The following is a 17497-nucleotide window of genomic DNA, read 5'->3' as shown; positions in this document are numbered from 1 at the left end:
GATAAATCGGGTCGCCCCACACTTGGTTATACATTTGCTCCTTTGACAGCACCTGCCCTGCATTTTCACATAAGTATTGCAATAAATAAAACAAGCGTCCACTTAGTAACTCTGTTTGACCGTTAACGGTTAACTCAGCAGCATCTGCATCAAAAGTAAATGTTTTAAATTCGTAGCGATTTTTTTGTCGGCACTTGTTTTTGATAGCGTGATAAATGCACCTTTACACGCGCTACAAGCTCTAGTGGATTAAAAGGCTTAGTAATATAATCATCCGCACCACTCATAAAGCCTTTTAACTTATCCGCATCACTCACCTTAGCTGTTAAAAAGAAAATCGGTGCGTCGCTTTTTTCACGGATTGTTTTAGCAATATCTAACCCCGTACCATCTGGCAACATAACATCCAATAAATAAAAATCAAAATCTCCCTTTTTTAGCGCACACGCTACGCTATGGCAAATTGTAATATTAGTAAAGCCTTCCTTGCGTAAAATAATTTCAATCATATCTGCGATTGCCGCTTCATCTTCTACTACTAAAATTTTTGTCTCTAGCACAAGCATCCCTCATTTTAAGATTAGTTTAAGGTAGAGATTACATCAACATAAGCCCCAGCCTTTATAGTTACTATTAACTTATCACAAGGAGCTTATAATTATGAATAATTCTCGCGTTACTTTTATTGACGGGTTACGAGGGCTAAGCCTTCTCGGCATTTTGCTTGCCAATATGTTAATTTTTCAATTTGGGATGTTTAACAAGGATACCCTTACTTTAAATGGCTTTGATACAGGCATGTTACATGTTGTACAGGTTGTCATTGAGCACAGCTTCCTTCCAATATTCACCGTACTTTTTGGTTTTTCTCTTATTAAAATGATTGACTCTGTACGCCGTCGTAAAACGAAAAGTCGTTGGACGATTTTGCGTCGTGCCATTGGCTTAATTGTGCTAGGTTTACTGCACAGCCGTTTCATTTGGGATGGCGACATTTTATTTTCGTACGGGATTATGACACTATTACTTATCCCATTTATTAACCGTAAGGCCAAAACTTTATTTATTTGGGCAGGTATTTTTACTGCTTTAATGTTAATTTTAGGTATTGGATCAAGTATGACACCTGTTGGAGAAGCAGATATGACTGAAGTTCCTGCAATGGTAGATTATATGAAACAAGAAAATGAGGTATTACAAAACGGCTCATACGCAGCCATTTATGACTTCCGCAACAATGTAGATATCCCTATGTTTGGAGACGACGAAAACGCAGGTATATTTATGTTAATTGCAATGGTGATTGCCCCTATTATGTATGCTCCATTATTTTTAATTGGTATGGCGTTAGCAAAAATTAATGCTTTTACTAAGATGGAACAAGAACAAAAATGGTATAGCACGCTTAGCTTTTTAGTGCCAGTTGGCTTAGCTTTAAAAGCCAGCAGTATTTACCTTGGAGAAGCAAATAGCTTTAGCATGACACTTAGCTTGTTTGGGGCCAACTTATTAGCTGTTGGTTACATTGCACTCTTTGCCATGATTTATCACAGTTCAGCCATACAAAAAATCGCACCATATATCGAGAGTGTTGGCAAACTTTCATTAACAAATTACATTATGCAAAGTGTCATTTGTACTACAATTTTTTATGGCTATGGTTTGGGCTTATTTAATAAATTAGCCGTATGGCAAGGCGTACTACTCGGGCTTGTGATTTACACACTACAAGCTATTATCAGTCGCTGGTATTTACAATTTGCTAAACGTGGTCCATTAGAATATGTTTTACGCCTATGGACAAATTTTTCATTTAAGAGCTAGTTATATCGTAGTATTTTTTAATAATTAGGTTAGCTCCCTCATAGTTTAAGGGTATTCGTTAAAGACTACGTATGAGAGGAGCTTTACTATGCAACCAAAATTTACCCTACGCGATATTTATGGCGACAACGTTTTATATACACCACGTACACCTTTTAGTGATAATCCATGGGTGGTTAATGATGCACATCAGCTCGATGCACTAACATCTCGTGAAGTCCTTTTTGCAGATGTACCTGTGGTGGTACATAGCGCAACTCAAACCGAGCAAGCTAAAGCTTTATTTAAGCTAGCAGGTTTAACACCAAGCGACAATGTCCTAACATATGAAACTGAAGAACAATATCATGCACACTTACAAGGAAGTGACACCCCTGTAGTATGTCAGTATTTGCATGAGCCTAATCAAATTCCTCGTGATCGTTACTGGATGGATGCCGAAAAATTTAATGAGCTCAACTGTAAATCCTATATTGATCAGCTTATTGATGCAAAATATGTACCAAAGCGTTTCACCGTGAAGTTAGCAGATGCTACAGCAACTATTGCTTCGATGACATTACCTATTGTCTTAAAGCCTGGCGGTGACGACCCGACTTCTGGCGGCTATGGTGTCATGATTTGCCGTACAAACGAACAAGTCACAGAAGCATTGAGACAACTGCGTAAAGCGACCACTGATACCGTTGTAGTGGAACAACTCCTTGCAGTAAAAGCTAACTTTAGTTGCCAATATGTATATAACGAAACACTCGGCATTCAATATTTAGGTGCTTCAGAGCAACTAACGGATGACGAAGGGCATTACCAAGGTAATGTTATGGTACGTGATGTACCTAAACGTGTCATTGAAGTAGGCAAACATATTATGGAGTGCGGCGTAGATGAAGGATTTGTTGGCGTGGCAGGGTTTGATTTAATTGTCACTGAAACAGGCGACATTCAAGCGATTGATTTAAACTTCAGACAAAATGGTTCAACAGCTATGTTAATGTTTAAAGATAGCTTTAAAAAGCCTGTCGCTAAATTTATGTCGTATGTAGCAACTGATAATCAAAAATTTCATCAAAATATTACAGCGCTTATTAAAGAAGGCGGACTACTACCTCTTGCTTATTATGACGGTGATTACTTTGAAGAGGATGTTAAATCACGCTTTTACGGTGTGTGGTACGATGATTCACTTGAGCAAATTGAAGCGCGCGAACGTCTTTTACAATAAGTCGTTTGACGCGTTTCTTTTTTTTTGAAACATAAAGAGGTCTAATGCGTATACAATAGAGTAAAGGAGTGGTCGGATATGATTAAAAAATTAGTAGCAACAGCCGCATTTGCCTGTGCTGCATTTGCATTACCCGCAACAGGTCATGCAGCAGAAAGCGAAAACGTCATCATCAAATACACCGCAGATGACGCGATTTTTAAACAACTAAGCAAGGAAGACAATGTTTACTTAAATGAGGAGCAGCAATTTATTTCACTGCCTAAGCAAAAGCTAGCAGATACTGCGATTCAACAAGCCATTAAACGTGGCAGTGTTGCGTACATAGAGGCTGACTACAAACGTCAAGCTTCCAATTTACAGGAGCACCTAAAAATGTGGGATGCCGTTGATTTAGGTTTGCCTGAATTTACATCATCATTACGTCCACAAAAAGAAACTGTTGTTGCTGTCGTTGATACAGGTGTTGATTATGCTCACCCTGCATTAAAAGATTATGTATTAGAAGGCTATGACTTTGTACAAGATGATGCTGACGCAATGGATGAACAAGGACATGGTACACATGTTGCTGGTATTACATTACGCGGTGCTAACTACCAAGGCATTAAAATCCTACCTGTTCGTGTACTAGACGAACAAGGCGCAGGTACAGACTCACATATCGCCTCTGGCATTTACTATGCGGTGGATAACGGTGCAACTGTTATTAATATGAGCCTTGGTGGACAAGGTCTTTCACAAACACAGCGTGATGCAGTGCTATATGCATTAGAACGTAATGTAAGCGTTGTGGTTGCAGCAGGTAACGAATCCGAAGAAATTTATAATAAATACCCAGCAAGTGAGCGTGATGTGCTAACTATTGGCGCAAGCGCAAAAAAGAAAGCACTAACTGACTTCTCTAACTTTGGTGTGGAGATGGACTTAGTAGCACCAGGTCAAAACATTTATAGCACAATGCCACGTAATCTAGACCGAATGGACGGCAAGCGTGATGGTTATACAACAATGGACGGTACTTCAATGGCATCTCCATTTGTAGCAGGGATTGTAGGCTTAATTCGTTCGTCTTATCCTGAGCTAAGCTATGAGGAAGTAGAGTTATTATTAAAATCACAAGCTAAGCGACCTGCTAATAATGATTTTGATGCTAATGCTGGTTTCGGTCACGTACAGCTACAAAACTTCACAACAGATAAGCAAGTATTTTTATTAAACACAACATACTTAAATGAAGGCGCTGACGCTATTCAAGTTGGCTCTTACGGCTATAGTGAAGGTACAATCGAAGTAATCGCTGGTGGCAAAAGCTTAGGCTCACAAGAAATTACTAAGAATGGCATGCTAGAGTTTGCACTAGAGACACCTAAACAACAAGAAATTGCGGTAACAGCTATCTTAAAAGATAAAGCTGGCAATGTGCTTGATAAAGCAACGCGCACAACACCGATTCGTACTAAAGACGTTGTGCTTAATGTCAAAAATGAAAAAAATGAAAACGCTGAAATCACTGTAGCTACATTATATGGTGTTAAAGACGATGAGCTTGAACAACTATCAATGTTTATCGAGACTAACACGAAAACAGGCGACATCGCCTTCTCAACAGCAACGTACGATGAGTACGATGCTTTATACATCTCAGCTGTTGCAGATAATGCTATGTATGCCCGTAAAGTAAATGCACAGGAAACTGTAACGCTTAATGCTGAGCAATTAAATAAAATTTCAATGAAAAACACATTATTTAACTACCCTAAAGAAAAACGCTTTGAAAAATTATATGAATTAATGCCACCATTCCATGTGCCAACAGCTGTTATTGATGGTCATGCAATGTCATCACTTTTACCGATTAACTTCTTAGAAAACCCTACGGTTTATGTAGATAGCGGCAATTATGATTTCTCATTTATTGATATGGGTAAATACCACGCCTTCTTAACAATGTCGGATGTGGATACAGCAAAAACTAAAACGATTGATTTCCGTAACACAGGGATTTTAACTCGCATTCATGTTGATACTTCACAATACATGAGCCACCCACTATTACAGTTGCACTTTGAACCTGTAAAAGTTGGACATCAACCACTAAAAATTGGTGTTCCTGTAGATGCTATTCAGCCAACGTATATTACACGCGGCACATATGATATGTATTTACATTCATACTTCATGGGTATGCCGGTTATGTCCGACTCAGTCAAAAATGTACGTGTCGTTAATAACCGCACACTTTACTTTATCTCAGGCGAACAAACGACACACGAATTTGGACGCTAATACAAAAAAGCCTTTCGGAAAATTTCCGAAAGGCTTTTATTATTATTTAAATGCATCTGGGAAAACATTTAAGTCAATACCCCATAGTGCTGGCACTAGGAAGTAAATACATACTGTAACTAAAAGGATACCAAATAAGTTAAGCGCAAAGCCGGCCTTTGCCATATCAGGAATCTTTAAGTAACCTGAGCCAAACACAACAGCATTTGGTGGCGTTGCTACTGGTAGCATGAACGCACATGATGCCGCAACTGCTGCCGCCATCATTAAGCTGTATGGATGGACATCAAGCGCTAACGATAATGAAGCCATAATCGGGAACATCATCGAAGCTGTGGCTGTATTGGACGTAATCTCGGTTAGGAAAATAATTAATGTGGCTACTGCTAAAATAAGTACAAATAAATGCACACCTGCTAAGCCGCCTAATTGTGAACCAATCCACTCTGATAAACCTGAAGATTTAAAGCCTGCTGCAATCGCAAGACCACCACCAAATAATAGTAGTACGCCCCAAGGCAATTGAACGGCTGTATTCCAGTCCATTAAATGGTCGCCCTTTTTATTGACCGAAGGAATCGCAAACAATACAATCGCAAAAATCATCGCAATAACACCGTCTGATAAACCTGGGAAGAAGCCCTGTAGTAAAAATGAGCGTGTAATCCAAGCAAACGCTGCTGTAATAAAGACGATAAACACCATAATTTCTTCGTAAGATGCTTTACCAAGCTTTTTCTGCTCTGCATGAATTACTGCCTTACCACCTGGCAATGTTTTAATTTCTGATTTTAAGGCAAACTTCGTTAAGTATACCCAAATGACAAAGATAAATGTCCAAGCAAATGGTACACCAAACATCATCCAGCCAGCAAATGTAATTTCAACACCATAAATTTTAGAGATTGCACCTGCAAGTAGCGTGTTTGGCGGTGTACCGATTAATGTTGCGATACCACCAACAGAAGCTGAGTAAGCAATACCTAGCATAAGTGCCTTACCAAATTTAAAGTTTTCTTTTGAAGTATCAATCGTTGGATCATCTTTTACTGCCTCAGAGATTTGCGCAATAATCGCAAGACCAATCGGCACCATCATCATAGCTGTGGCTGTATTCGAGATCCACATAGATAAGAAGCCTGTCGCAACCATGAAACCTAAAACGATACGGTCCATTGTTACACCAATAACCGAAATAATACCTAAGGCAATACGTCGGTGTAAATTCCATTTTTCCATCGCAAGTGCGATAATGAAACCACCCATAAATAAGAATATATTTTCGTCGCCGTACGCTGAAGCTGTTTCCTTCACATCAAGCCCCAATGTCATCGGGAATAACACGAGTGGCATTAGAGAAGTTACGGGAATTGGCAATGCCTCAGTAATCCACCATGTCGCAATCCAAACCGTACTCGCTAAAATCGCAACACCTTCTGCTGATAAATCTTCTGGTTTAAAAAAGAAATAAATTAAAAAGAATAGTGCTGGACCAACAATCAATCCAATTAGCTGGGTAACTGTGTAGCTTTTTGAGTCTTTACCGCCGCCTTCATTATTAACACCGACAGGATGCCCTGCGCCGCCGCCTTTAACTGTATCTGCCTCGTGCGGTGCGGTAAATAATCGAAACATCCCTTTTACATCGTCGTTCATAGCCCATAACCGCTTCCATGTGGCTAACATGATTCCACTCCTTAGTTTGCGTAATGCATACGCTTACAATTATTATAAAAATATAATTATTTCATAGTAAAACCTTACCAAACCACTATCTGTTATGCAACAAAGTTTTTTGTTATTTTCCTGACTTATTACGAAATTGCTAAAATAGCGAGATATATCTCGATTTAAGCAAAAAATATTGTTATACAACAAACTGTTTTTAATTTTCTGATTATTTAGGAGGAGGCATTTTTATGCTGAAAAGTATCATTTTAAGTGGCTACCGCCCGCATGAGCTAGGTATTTTTAACGAGTCACACCCAGGTGTTGAAATCATTAAAAGAGCTATTCGTGAACAACTATTACTTTTGCTCACTGAAGGACTAGAGTGGGTCATTATTAGTGGGCAACAAGGTGTCGAAACATGGGGAGCAGATGTCGTTTTTGAACTACAGCAAGAGTATGACATCAAGCTCGGTATTATTACGCCTTTCCTCAATCAACAAGAGCGTTGGAACGATGCAAAAAAAGAAAAATACGACATGATGATTATGCAGGCAGATTTTGTTGATAGCGCGACGAAAAAGCCCTACGAAGCACCTTGGCAATTTATTGAGAAGGATAAATTTTTAATCCGTAATACGAGCGGCGCCCTTCTCGTCTATGATGAAGAACAAGAGGCGTCCCCTAAATTTTTAAAGCGCCTAATCAAAGCGCATGCCGAAACAACAGACTATGCCTTTTACGAAATTAATGCCTATGATTTACAACTGATAGCTGAACAAATTCAAGAAGAAAAATGGCAAGATTATTAGTATAATCAAAGTAACTAACTGCAAAGGGTGATATTTATGACACAGCCAAACCTCATCACAGAAACGCAGCCTGTATTTATTACGCATGACACTTATAAACGTGAGTGTCGCTATATGCGACGCATTGAGTTAAGCGAACAAGACATGCACGCTATTCTCGCAAGCATGGACGAAGACACACGCGTCTATTTCAGCTTTCACAACGTAGAGCGCCCCATTACAGCAGGTACACTGCTCAATGGCTATGACGGCTTTGCTCGCGCTATTTACCGCTATCTCAAACAGCAATACGCCATTACATTACCCGATTTAATCAATGGTCAAGATTTCTATGTAAAAATCAAGGAGGAGAATCCTTTATGAAAAAATGGTTTGGGCTACTATTGATAGTCAACTTATTAGTAGGGTGTTCTACGAATACACCTACACCAAAAGAGCAAGAAGCAAAAATTTTTCACCTTGATAAACAAACAACTATTGATGAACATATGAGCTATCAAATACAACGTATTGCCAAATCACCTAGAATTACCCCGCCTAATCCAGATGGCATCATTAATCTTTATGAAGTGGATAATCCAGAAAATACTTATTTAGACGTGACAATGACTATTAAAAACTTATACCAAACACCAAAAAGCGTTGACGAGTTAATTGATATTTCATATACCATTAATGACGAAAATTCCAGTGCATTTGCGATAGCAGAATCTAACAAAAGCAGTATGTTTGATACTTCACCTGTAATACCATCATTAAATGAACAAACGATTCATTTTTTAGCTGAAATTCCTAACGTTGATGATAAAACTCTAATTACTCTACAAGCTACAATAAACGATAAAAAATATAAAACTTCTTTCACACTACAAGACACCAATAAGCTAAGAACTTCTGCAAAAGTGAAAGAAATAGTAAAACGCGATAATTTCGCTCAAGTTATAATTGACGATATTTACTATACAAATATCGTGGAACCTCCTATGTCTCGCTTTTTAACAACTTATTATGAGGCTGATGAAAATAATGTCTATTTGGTAATAGAAAACAAAGTTAAAAACCTAAAGTCTAGCGAATTAGCTGCAGATGAAATTATGAGTTTCTCTGCTTTACTAGATAATTATTATGAATACACAGGCTTTGCTACCGTAGAAAGTGTGAATCAAGAAGATTTAAATTACGCAAATATTACCAGCCTACCTGCTCTAGGCGAACGTAAAATTTATTATTTAATTGAAATTCCTAAAGAGTTACAACAAAAAGACGTAAAAATCACAATGTGGTTCAAAGGTGATTACTATGATTTTTCCTTTGATGAAAATTTGAAGTTTAAAGAAGTTACCACTTCTTCTAATGGCGAAGCAGCTGGCTCACAAGAAAATGAACCAGAAAAACAACAGGAACAACCAGTAACACCTCCCATATCACCAAAACCAAATAATGTACAGCCAACAATAAAAAAAGGGCATACAAATATGACTACTCAAGAGGTGTTAGACTTGATTTCTCATAATGAAGGCATTGATTTTTCTACTTATCAATATCAGATGGAAATGGACGAAGATGGGTATCTCATCATTATGGTTATCAACGGCCCGTCTGCTATCGGAACATATAAAATTGATAACGATGGTACGTTACTGCAATTTGATGTAGCGCAAGGTATCTTTTTACCAGCTGAACAAGTTATTTATGGCGGCTCTTAAATAGTAAAACAAAAAGAGGCTGGGACAAAAGAAAAATGTGAGATGATTTTTAAAATCGTCTCACATTTTTTGGGTTTTTAATGAATATAACAAATAAAAAATTCAAGAAAATTAATGAGTGTTTTTTTATATTTTCTCAAAAAATCGAGTTATATCCCAGCCTATTTTATTTGTATTAATGTGTAACTTCTTCTAACTGTTGATGTGTATCATTGAAAACTTCAGTATCTAACTCACCTAAGGCACGAGCTGCTGTAACACCTGCAGTCATCGAGCCATTAACATTAAGTGCTGTACGTCCCATATCAATTAAAGGCTCTACTGAAATTAATACACCCGCAAGTGCTACCGGTAAATCTAACGCTGACAGTACAATAATTGCCGCGAAAGTTGCACCGCCACCTACACCCGCCACACCAAATGAGCTAATCGCTACTACAACGATTACTGTAGCAATAAATGTTGGATCTAATGGATTAATACCGACCGTTGGCGCAATCATAATTGCAAGCATGGCAGGATAAACACCTGCACAGCCATTTTGGCCGATAGATAAACCAAATGACGCCGCAAAGTTAGCTACACCATCTGACACACCCATTTTTTGTGTTTGAGTTTGAATGTTTAAAGGCAACGCGCCTGCACTTGAACGAGAAGTAAAGGCAAACAATAAAACTTCAGAGGCTTTTTTTAAATAAGTTAATGGGCTTAAACCTGTTAACGCAATAATAATTAAATGCACAATGAACATAATACCTAGTGCAACATAAGACGCGATAACAAACTTACCTAAGTTATAAATCGCACCAAAATCGGACATTGCCACTGTGCGAGCCATTAATGCTAAAATACCATACGGCGTTAAACGTAATACGATTTTTACAACTTCCATAATTAACGCATAAATGGCGTCCACACCTTTTTTAACAGTAGCTGCAACCTCTGGCTGTTTGCGATTTATTTTTAAATACGCAAAGCCTAAAAATGCGGCAAAAATAACGACTGCAATTGTTGATGTCGAACGTGCGCCCGTTAAATCAAAAAATGGATTAGCAGGAAATAGATCTAGGATTTGGTCAGGTAAAGCCTTACCTGCCATTTCTTCAGAGCGAGCTGTAATTGCCTCACCACGCGCAACCTCTGCCTCACCTTGTAAAATTTGTGATGCATCTAAGTCAAAGACTACGGCTGAACCAATACCAACTGCAGCAGCTAACGCTGTTGTACCAATCAGTACAGCTAAAATAATTGCCGCCATCTTACCTAAGTTCTTACCAATCGTTAATTTAGTAAAAGCGATTAAAATCGAAATAAATACGAGTGGCATTGCAATCATTTGAAGTAGCTTTACATAGCCTGTACCTAAAATGTTGTACCATGGCATCGTTTGACTCAGCACTTCACTTTCTGTGCCATAAATTAAATGTAATACAAGCCCTAACGCGATACCTAAACCTAGCGCAATAAATACGCGATTCGAAAATTTAATATGTTTTTGCTTTAAAAAATATAATACGCCAACAAAAACGAGTAAAACAGCAATATTGGCGATTACTTGAAATGTCATGTTTAATTCCCCCCGAGTTACTTGGTTATGTATTAGCATTGTAACGCTTCAATACCAACAAAGCAAGTAGGGAATAGAAAAAGCTACTAGAAAATTTTCTAGTAGCTTCTTTTTATGAGTGCATTGGGTCATCCTTTGGCTTTGGCCCAATCATATTAAATAAAATATTTAGTACAATTGCTGTTACTGAACCAGCAACAATACCATTAGATACTAAAATAGATAGACGGTCTGGCAAGTTAGCAAATAACTCTGGCACAACTGACACACCAACGCCCATGCCAATAGCAATAGCTGCAATCATTGCATTCTCTGCTGATTTTTCAACCGAAGGCGCTAGCATCGTAATACCTTGCGTAATAACCATACCAAACATCGCTAGCATGGCAGCTCCTAATACTGAGGTTGGGATAAGTAAAGTTAATGCAGCAAGCTTTGGCGAAAAACCAAGTAGCACTAACATAACACCAGTAATCACAATTACACGGCGATCTTTAATACCAGACATTTTAGTAAGCCCAACATTTTGTGAAAACGTTGTATATGGAAAGGCATTAAATAACCCACCAATAATAGAAGCAAGTCCTTCTGCACGGTAACCACGCGCAAGCTCTTTTTGTGAAATGTTTTTTTTGCAAATACTACCTAGAGCAAAGTAAACACCCGTTGACTCTACTAACGACACCATAGCTACAAGTGTCATTGTTAAAATAGCACTTGCATCAAAGGTTGGTACTCCAAAATAAAAGGGTTGCACAATATGCACAAAATCCGCTTGTTTAATTGGTGTAAAGTCTACAGCATTTAAAGCAATAGCTAGCAATGTTCCTGCTACCATACCAATTAAAATGGCAATAGCGCGTATAAATCCTGTAGAAAAACGATAAACGAGTAAAATGATAAGTAAGGTTGCGAAGGCAAGCGTTAGATTTTGTGTTGAAGCAAAATCATCTGCTCCCAAACCGCCCGCCATATTATTCATGGATACGGGTAGTAGTGATACCCCAATAATCGTTACGACTGAGCCTGTTACCACTGGCGGGAAAAACTTGACCAAACGGCTAAAGAAGCCCGCAATCAGCATAATAATTAAGCCTGAAGCGATAATAGCGCCGTAGACAGCCGTTATACCTTGTTCAGGATTATTGGCAATCGAGATAATTGGTGTTACGGCTGTAAACGTACAGCCTAGTACCACTGGCAACCCAATACCAATATAGCGACCAGATAATACTTGTAATAACGTTGCAACACCACACATTAAAATATCAATAGCGACTAAATACGTTAATTGCTTGGAATCAAAACCAATTGCATTACCTATAATAAGTGGCACTAAAATGGCACCGGCATACATCGCAAGTAAATGCTGTATGCCGAGAGCGGTCGCCTTCGCTTTGTCCATTACTTCGTTTCCTCCTCGACAAATGTTACTTTGCCTTCTTCTAATGATTCAACGATAGCTAATGATTCAATACGGACACCTTGCTCGCGTAACTTTTTACCTCCATCTTGGAAGCCTTTTTCAATAACAATACCGACACCTACTACATGTGCGCCAGCTTGAGCTGCAATATCAAGTAAACCTTTTACAGCTTCACCGTTAGCTAAAAAGTCATCAATGATAATAATATTATCGTCCGCGTTTAAAAAATCGCGTGATACAGCAATATCACTTGTTACATTTTTCGTAAATGAATGTACTTGTGATGTATATAAATTATCCGATAGCGTTAAAGATTTACGTTTACGCGCAAAGACAACAGGTGCTCCAATTTCTAAGCCAAGCATTGTTGATGGTGCGATACCTGAAGACTCAATTGTTAATACTTTTGTAATTACCTCATCTGAAAAGCGTGTGGCAAATTCGTGTCCAATTTCCTTCATTAATAATGGATCGATTTGGTGATTTAAAAATGTATCTACTTTTAATACTGTAGACGATAGTGCTTGTCCCTCTTTAATAATTTTTTCCTTTAATAATTGCATACGATTACTTCCCTTCTTTATTTGTGTACGAAAAAACTCGCTAAACATCGCTCACTACTGTGGGAGCAACGTTTAACGAGCCATACAACTGCCGAAAAATAAAAAAACGACATGTATAATGCCTAAACGAAACAACCCATAGTCAGCTCATTTAAGGTGAGCCGGTAGAAACTTGCGAGCCATATCCTCGCGATTATATGAGTATTTTTGAATAGAACTATTATAAGCATGCCGTTTATTGTTTGCAAGACGTATTAAAATAGTGTAATGATTCCAAACATTCGGAAATTAGACGGATTTCAAATAAAATCCTTTTTAACGTTCGTTTTTTTACACTATAGCAAAAACGCTTTCATTAGTCACGTGTATCCTCTTTATATTTTACGATATCGCCTGTGTTGGCATCAATGTCCACATCATACTCCATCGTAGCCGTTTTAATTTCAATTTCGTACTTTTGGTCACTGCGATCTAATTCAAATTTCGAAATCTCACCCTCACCAACTTTTTTCATAGCAATGTCTTTAGCTTGCTTCTCTGTTACTTTAAACTCTTTTGTTGCATCGCCTGTTGCGACATCACCATTATTCGTTTGGTCACGACGTTCTTCTTCTTTTTTGAGTAAATCGCCTGTATGCGCGTCATAAGTTAATTCGTATTTGACTTCGTTTGTTACAACATCTAACTCATACACACGAATGCCTTTTTTATCGTCTTGCTCCACACTCGTTACTTCGCCACCCTCAATTTCCTTTAAAGCTTTTGCTTTAATATCATCCATCGAAATAATGTCCTTTTGTGTTTCAGTCGCTGTAGGTTGCTCGTTTGTTGCAGTATCCACCTTGCTGTCATTTGAACAACCATATACTAACATCGCACTTAAGCCGAGTGCTGCGGCTAACGCTGTTTTTTTCATGTTAATCTCCCCTTTTAGTATGTACTTTACCTTTATAAGAACGCCCTAAAACCTAAAAAAGATGCGTGCTAAAAAATATAGCACGCATCTCTTTTATTTTTCTACCGTTAAATCACATTCCTCTAACGGTACAAGTTTAGTTTTATGTTTTACTTTATAACCAATATAAAAGGCTAAAAATAACGGAATACCAATATACGTAATTAATAATCCTGACCAGTCAATATGACCACCTACAAAAGCTTGATAGTTTTGACCAATAATTACCACTGAACATAAGAAGAACGCAAACAATGGGCCAAAAGGATAAAGTGGTGCAACATATGGTAAATCATTGAGATCATGCCCTTGCTTAATGTAGGCACGGCGGAAACGATAATGGCTAATGGCAATACCAAGCCATGCAATAAATCCTGATAACCCCGACGCATTAAGTAACCAAATATAAATAACACCATCGCCAAATATAGAGGCTAAAAATGCTAGTGAACCAACAGCCAGTGTTGCAAGTAACGAATAAATTGGAATACCTCGGCGCGTTAGTTTCATAAAGAACTTAGGCGCTTTACCATCCACAGCTAACTGCCACAGCATACGAGACGATGCATATAACCCTGAGTTACCTGCTGATAATAATGCCGTTAAAATAATCGCATTCATTACAGAGGCCGCAAATGCGATACCTGTGCGTTCAAATACTAAAGTAAATGGTGATACCGTTACATCCTCTGATAATAAACGTGGGTCGTCATACGGGATGAGTAAGCCAATCGCTAAAATCGCAAGCATATAAAACAGTACAATTCGCCAAAATACCGAGCGTACGGCTTTCGGTATATTTTTCCCTGGGTCTTCAGTTTCGCCAGCGGTTACACCAAGAAGCTCTGTACCTTGGAATGAAAAGCCTGCCGCTAGGAAAATACCAAAGAACGTTAAAAAACTACCATGAAACGGGCCGTCACCATGAAAGAAATTAGTAAAGCCAACAGGTGCATTGCCTCCAAGAATACCAAAAATCATCGCAAAACTTAAAATAATAAAGATAATTACTGTAGCTACTTTAATCATCGAGAACCAATACTCACTCTCGCCATAGCTACGTACAGATAACACATTAAATCCTAAAATAATACAAATAAATAACAGTGACCATAAAATGGACGAGCTGTCTGGGAACCAATACTTCATGATTAAAGTAACAGCCGCGATTTCAGCTGCGATTGTAATTGCCCAGTTATACCAATAGTTCCAGCCTAGTGCAAAGCCTAGCGCGGGATCTACGAACTTTGTAGCATACGTACTAAATGAACCTGATGATGGCATATAAGCTGCCATCTCACCTAAGCTAGTCATTAAAAAGAATACCATGATACCAATTAAGCCATAAGCTAATAATGCGCCACCAGGGCCAGCCTGTGCAATCGCACCACCACTCGCTAAAAATAAACCAGTACCAATTGTCCCTCCGAGGGAAATCATCGTAATATGACGGCTTTTAAGTGATTTTTGGAGTTTAGGTTTTTTACCTATTTCAATTATTTCATTACTCATCATTATTGCTTCCTCTCTTGTAAATAAAAAGAGCATCCTCACATATCGTGAAGATGCTTCCTGAAAACCTCAACTGATAGCTCAACACGCTTGTGGCGTGACAGTTCTGTCTCTTTCGATGACAACCCCAGCATTAATTACGGCAAGCTAATTAACGCTTCGGCAGTGTACCCTTTCGTCGTGTTTCATCGATGCTTGCCATCTCCACACGCTTACTCTTGCATACCGCGACCTCTACCTCATAAATTATGAGGTATTATATGAAATTTTTGATAACGTAAACGAGTTTAACATAGGAAAAAACGCAATGCAAACGCTACCAAATTATCTGTATTTTTTAATTTTTCTGTTTTATATGTATGTTTTACGCTAAACTGTGGTAATAATACGAAATTTATGGAGGGACTGCAATGGATGAACAGCTTAGTATTTCCCGGAAAATAAATTGGCGTGGTAAAACGCTTATTTTGATTATTGGTATCATATTGATGGCAATGACACTACGCTTACCTTTAACAGTTGTAGGCCCCATCATCGAATTTATTAGAGAAGGGCTTGGTATTTCAAATGTGTTAGCGGGCTTTTTAACAACAATCCCATTACTTGCATTTGCATTAGTATCTCCCTTTGTGCCACGTATTTCACGTACGATTGGCATTGAGCTGTCTTTATTTATTTCAATGCTTCTATTAGCTGCTGGTATTGCGCTACGTTCAGTAGGCATGACCTCACTATTGCTAGTAGGTACAATTATTATTGGTGTAGCTATTTCCTTTGGTAATGTTTTGTTACCTAGCTTTTTTAAATTGAAATTTCCCTTCCATGTTGGCTTAATGATGGGGATTTACTCTGTTGCGATGAATGTATCAGGTGGCTTTGGTGCAGGGCTTAGCCATCCTATTGCCAACACTACTAACTGGCAAATTGCACTCGCCTTTCCTATTATAATTGTTATGATTGCCAGCTTAGTTTGGTCACCACAATTACGCAATAATGATCGTATGCAAGCTACAACTACTACTGCACCTAAATTAAAGCTATGGCGCTCACCACTCGCATGGGCTGTAACACTCGCAATGGGTTTACAATCTTTTATTTTTTATACAACAGGTGCATGGCTACCTGCAATTTTTGTATCGCAAGGTATGGCAGCAGATAAGGCAGGGTGGATGGTTGCTATCATGCTCTTAGCTCAACTACCACTCACTTTTATTATGCCAGTACTTGCCGACAAATTAAAAAATCAACGTCCTATTGTCATTGTACTAACACTACTTTATACCATTGGCTTTGTTGGTATTGCACTTGGTTTCACTGACTACACAGTATTATGGATGATTTGTATTGGCTCTGCTGGTGGCTCTTCATTTAGCTTAGCTATGATGCTCTTTACATTACGCACAAAAACAGCATACGCAGCTGCAGACTTATCAGGTTTTGCACAGTCTATTGGTTACCTACTCGCAGCAAGTGGTCCGGTTATTTTTGGCTGGCTTTACGACCAAACAGGTAACTGGCAACTACCGATCTATGTCTTCCTTGTAGTTGTTGCTATTTTATTTGGTAGCGGCTGGTATGCGGCTGGCAATAAATACGTAGAAGAACAATAGGAATTGTCTGCTACATCATGCTAATTATCCCCTATTTCATGCTCGTGGACTGCTTAATTTTGGCAATTGTCGTTTCAAATAATACAGTTAGGGGCATACTATAAGTACAGTACATTACTTATAGGAGGGCTTTTGTATGGAACAAAATGCAGCTAATACAACTAATATTTTAATCTTAAACTTACTTGTCACAATCTTAGAAGAACGCGGTATTATGACCGAAAAAGAATTAAAAGAACGCTTAACTAACCAAGTGAAGCTAGACAAAACAATGGAGCCTGCACTGCGTGATGCTGTTTTAGCTCAAATTAAACAACACCATTAATCATAAAAGAGGCTGGGA

The 17497-nt window shown here is 38.3% G+C and carries 16 protein-coding genes and 2 riboswitches; of the genes, 8 read left to right on the top strand and 8 right to left on the bottom strand.

Annotated features, from left to right (window positions below; translation table 11 throughout):
• Together CH76_RS14110 and CH76_RS11730 are read right to left on the bottom strand one after the other, a co-directional pair.
• Positions 1-82: winged helix-turn-helix domain-containing protein (locus tag CH76_RS14110; protein WP_235190396.1), on the bottom strand; the 82-nt coding region annotated here is incomplete at its 3' end.
• Between the two features lie 82 nt (positions 83-164).
• Entirely contained in the window at positions 165-560 is a 396-nt protein-coding gene (locus CH76_RS11730; protein WP_051910347.1) for a response regulator transcription factor, read from the bottom strand.
• A gap of 100 nt (positions 561-660) precedes the next feature.
• Between CH76_RS11730 and CH76_RS11725 the strand changes: the two genes are divergently transcribed.
• From CH76_RS11725 to CH76_RS13580, 3 genes are all read left to right on the top strand, one after another.
• A complete protein-coding gene (locus CH76_RS11725) occupies positions 661-1824 on the top strand; it encodes a DUF418 domain-containing protein (protein ID WP_036146517.1) in 1164 nt (387 codons plus the stop codon).
• A gap of 88 nt (positions 1825-1912) precedes the next feature.
• Positions 1913-3046 (top strand): hypothetical protein, encoded by a 1134-nt coding sequence (locus tag CH76_RS11720; RefSeq protein ID WP_036146515.1) that lies wholly within the window; start codon positions 1913-1915, stop codon positions 3044-3046.
• Between the two features lie 78 nt (positions 3047-3124).
• Complete coding sequence (locus CH76_RS13580) at positions 3125-5335, top strand: S8 family serine peptidase (protein ID WP_051910346.1); 2211 nt, start codon at positions 3125-3127, stop codon at positions 5333-5335.
• A gap of 42 nt (positions 5336-5377) precedes the next feature.
• Here the strand turns inward: CH76_RS13580 and CH76_RS11710 are convergent, their stop codons facing one another.
• Entirely contained in the window at positions 5378-7024 is a 1647-nt protein-coding gene (locus CH76_RS11710) for a DASS family sodium-coupled anion symporter (protein ID WP_152553334.1), read from the bottom strand.
• A 230-nt stretch (positions 7025-7254) separates the two neighbouring features.
• On the opposite strand from CH76_RS11710, the gene CH76_RS11705 reads away from it, so the two are divergent.
• The 3 genes from CH76_RS11705 to CH76_RS13575 are packed head-to-tail and all read left to right on the top strand — an operon-like array spanning position 7255 to position 9521.
• Positions 7255-7815, top strand: coding sequence for an SLOG family protein (locus CH76_RS11705; RefSeq protein WP_036146509.1), 561 nt, complete (start codon positions 7255-7257; stop codon positions 7813-7815).
• Positions 7816-7851: 36 nt separating this feature from the next.
• The gene (locus CH76_RS11700) at positions 7852-8178 is read left to right on the top strand and encodes a hypothetical protein (protein WP_036146506.1); all 327 of its coding nucleotides are present in this window, start codon (positions 7852-7854) and stop codon (positions 8176-8178) included.
• Positions 8175-9521: a hypothetical protein gene (locus CH76_RS13575; RefSeq protein WP_051910345.1), complete on the top strand. Its 1347-nt coding sequence runs from the start codon at positions 8175-8177 to the stop codon at positions 9519-9521. Before CH76_RS11700 ends, CH76_RS13575 begins: the two co-directional genes overlap by 4 nt.
• A gap of 175 nt (positions 9522-9696) precedes the next feature.
• Here the strand turns inward: CH76_RS13575 and CH76_RS11690 are convergent, their stop codons facing one another.
• The 5 genes from CH76_RS11690 to CH76_RS11670 all read right to left on the bottom strand — a co-directional run bounded on the left by CH76_RS11690 (position 9697) and on the right by CH76_RS11670 (position 15547).
• Positions 9697-11088, bottom strand: coding sequence for an L-cystine transporter (locus CH76_RS11690; RefSeq protein WP_036146504.1), 1392 nt, complete (start codon positions 11086-11088; stop codon positions 9697-9699).
• A gap of 112 nt (positions 11089-11200) precedes the next feature.
• Entirely contained in the window at positions 11201-12493 is a 1293-nt protein-coding gene (locus CH76_RS11685) for a nucleobase:cation symporter-2 family protein (protein ID WP_036146501.1), read from the bottom strand.
• The gene (locus CH76_RS11680) at positions 12493-13077 is read right to left on the bottom strand and encodes a xanthine phosphoribosyltransferase (RefSeq protein ID WP_036146498.1); all 585 of its coding nucleotides are present in this window, start codon (positions 13075-13077) and stop codon (positions 12493-12495) included. The genes CH76_RS11685 and CH76_RS11680 overlap by 1 nt, the downstream gene beginning before the upstream one ends.
• 119 nt (positions 13078-13196) lie before the next feature.
• Positions 13197-13298: riboswitch (purine riboswitch) on the bottom strand.
• A 134-nt stretch (positions 13299-13432) separates the two neighbouring features.
• Positions 13433-13993 (bottom strand): PepSY domain-containing protein, encoded by a 561-nt coding sequence (locus tag CH76_RS13570; RefSeq protein ID WP_051910344.1) that lies wholly within the window; start codon positions 13991-13993, stop codon positions 13433-13435.
• Between the two features lie 93 nt (positions 13994-14086).
• On the bottom strand, positions 14087-15547 hold the full coding sequence (locus tag CH76_RS11670) for an amino acid permease (RefSeq protein ID WP_036146495.1): 1461 nt from the start codon (positions 15545-15547) through the stop codon (positions 14087-14089).
• 66 nt (positions 15548-15613) lie between these two features.
• Positions 15614-15789: riboswitch (Lysine riboswitch) on the bottom strand.
• A gap of 165 nt (positions 15790-15954) precedes the next feature.
• Here CH76_RS11670 and CH76_RS11665 point away from each other — a divergent pair.
• Positions 15955-17154, top strand: a complete 1200-nt coding sequence (locus tag CH76_RS11665; protein WP_036146493.1) for an MFS transporter — start codon at positions 15955-15957, stop codon at positions 17152-17154.
• A gap of 136 nt (positions 17155-17290) precedes the next feature.
• On the top strand, positions 17291-17479 hold the full coding sequence (locus tag CH76_RS11660) for a hypothetical protein (protein WP_036146490.1): 189 nt from the start codon (positions 17291-17293) through the stop codon (positions 17477-17479).
• Positions 17480-17497: the final 18 nt, after the last annotated feature.

Origin of the sequence: Lysinibacillus sp. BF-4 (assembly GCF_000743635.1) — a bacterium.
In the GTDB taxonomy this organism is placed as follows: Bacteria; Bacillota; Bacilli; order Bacillales_A; family Planococcaceae; genus Metalysinibacillus; species Metalysinibacillus saudimassiliensis.
The sequence above is the reverse complement of the archived record's forward strand: the minus strand, read 5'-3'. Positions and strand labels throughout refer to the sequence as shown.

Bases quoted from the DNA above. Each gene is read 5' to 3' on its own strand.
- CH76_RS11720 (WP_036146515.1), top strand. From the start codon at position 1,913: ATGCAACCAAAATTTACCCTACGCGATATTTATGGCGACAACGTTTTA.
- CH76_RS11665 (WP_036146493.1), top strand. From the start codon at position 15,955: ATGGATGAACAGCTTAGTATTTCCCGGAAAATAAATTGGCGTGGTAAA.
- CH76_RS11670 (WP_036146495.1), bottom strand. From the start codon at position 15,547: ATGATGAGTAATGAAATAATTGAAATAGGTAAAAAACCTAAACTCCAA.
- CH76_RS11725 (WP_036146517.1), top strand. From the start codon at position 661: ATGAATAATTCTCGCGTTACTTTTATTGACGGGTTACGAGGGCTAAGC.
- CH76_RS11705 (WP_036146509.1), top strand. From the start codon at position 7,255: ATGCTGAAAAGTATCATTTTAAGTGGCTACCGCCCGCATGAGCTAGGT.
- CH76_RS13580 (WP_051910346.1), top strand. From the start codon at position 3,125: ATGATTAAAAAATTAGTAGCAACAGCCGCATTTGCCTGTGCTGCATTT.
- CH76_RS13575 (WP_051910345.1), top strand. From the start codon at position 8,175: ATGAAAAAATGGTTTGGGCTACTATTGATAGTCAACTTATTAGTAGGG.
- CH76_RS11660 (WP_036146490.1), top strand. From the start codon at position 17,291: ATGGAACAAAATGCAGCTAATACAACTAATATTTTAATCTTAAACTTA.
- CH76_RS13570 (WP_051910344.1), bottom strand. From the start codon at position 13,993: ATGAAAAAAACAGCGTTAGCCGCAGCACTCGGCTTAAGTGCGATGTTA.
- CH76_RS11690 (WP_036146504.1), bottom strand. From the start codon at position 11,088: ATGACATTTCAAGTAATCGCCAATATTGCTGTTTTACTCGTTTTTGTT.
- CH76_RS11685 (WP_036146501.1), bottom strand. From the start codon at position 12,493: ATGGACAAAGCGAAGGCGACCGCTCTCGGCATACAGCATTTACTTGCG.
- CH76_RS11680 (WP_036146498.1), bottom strand. From the start codon at position 13,077: ATGCAATTATTAAAGGAAAAAATTATTAAAGAGGGACAAGCACTATCG.
- CH76_RS11700 (WP_036146506.1), top strand. From the start codon at position 7,852: ATGACACAGCCAAACCTCATCACAGAAACGCAGCCTGTATTTATTACG.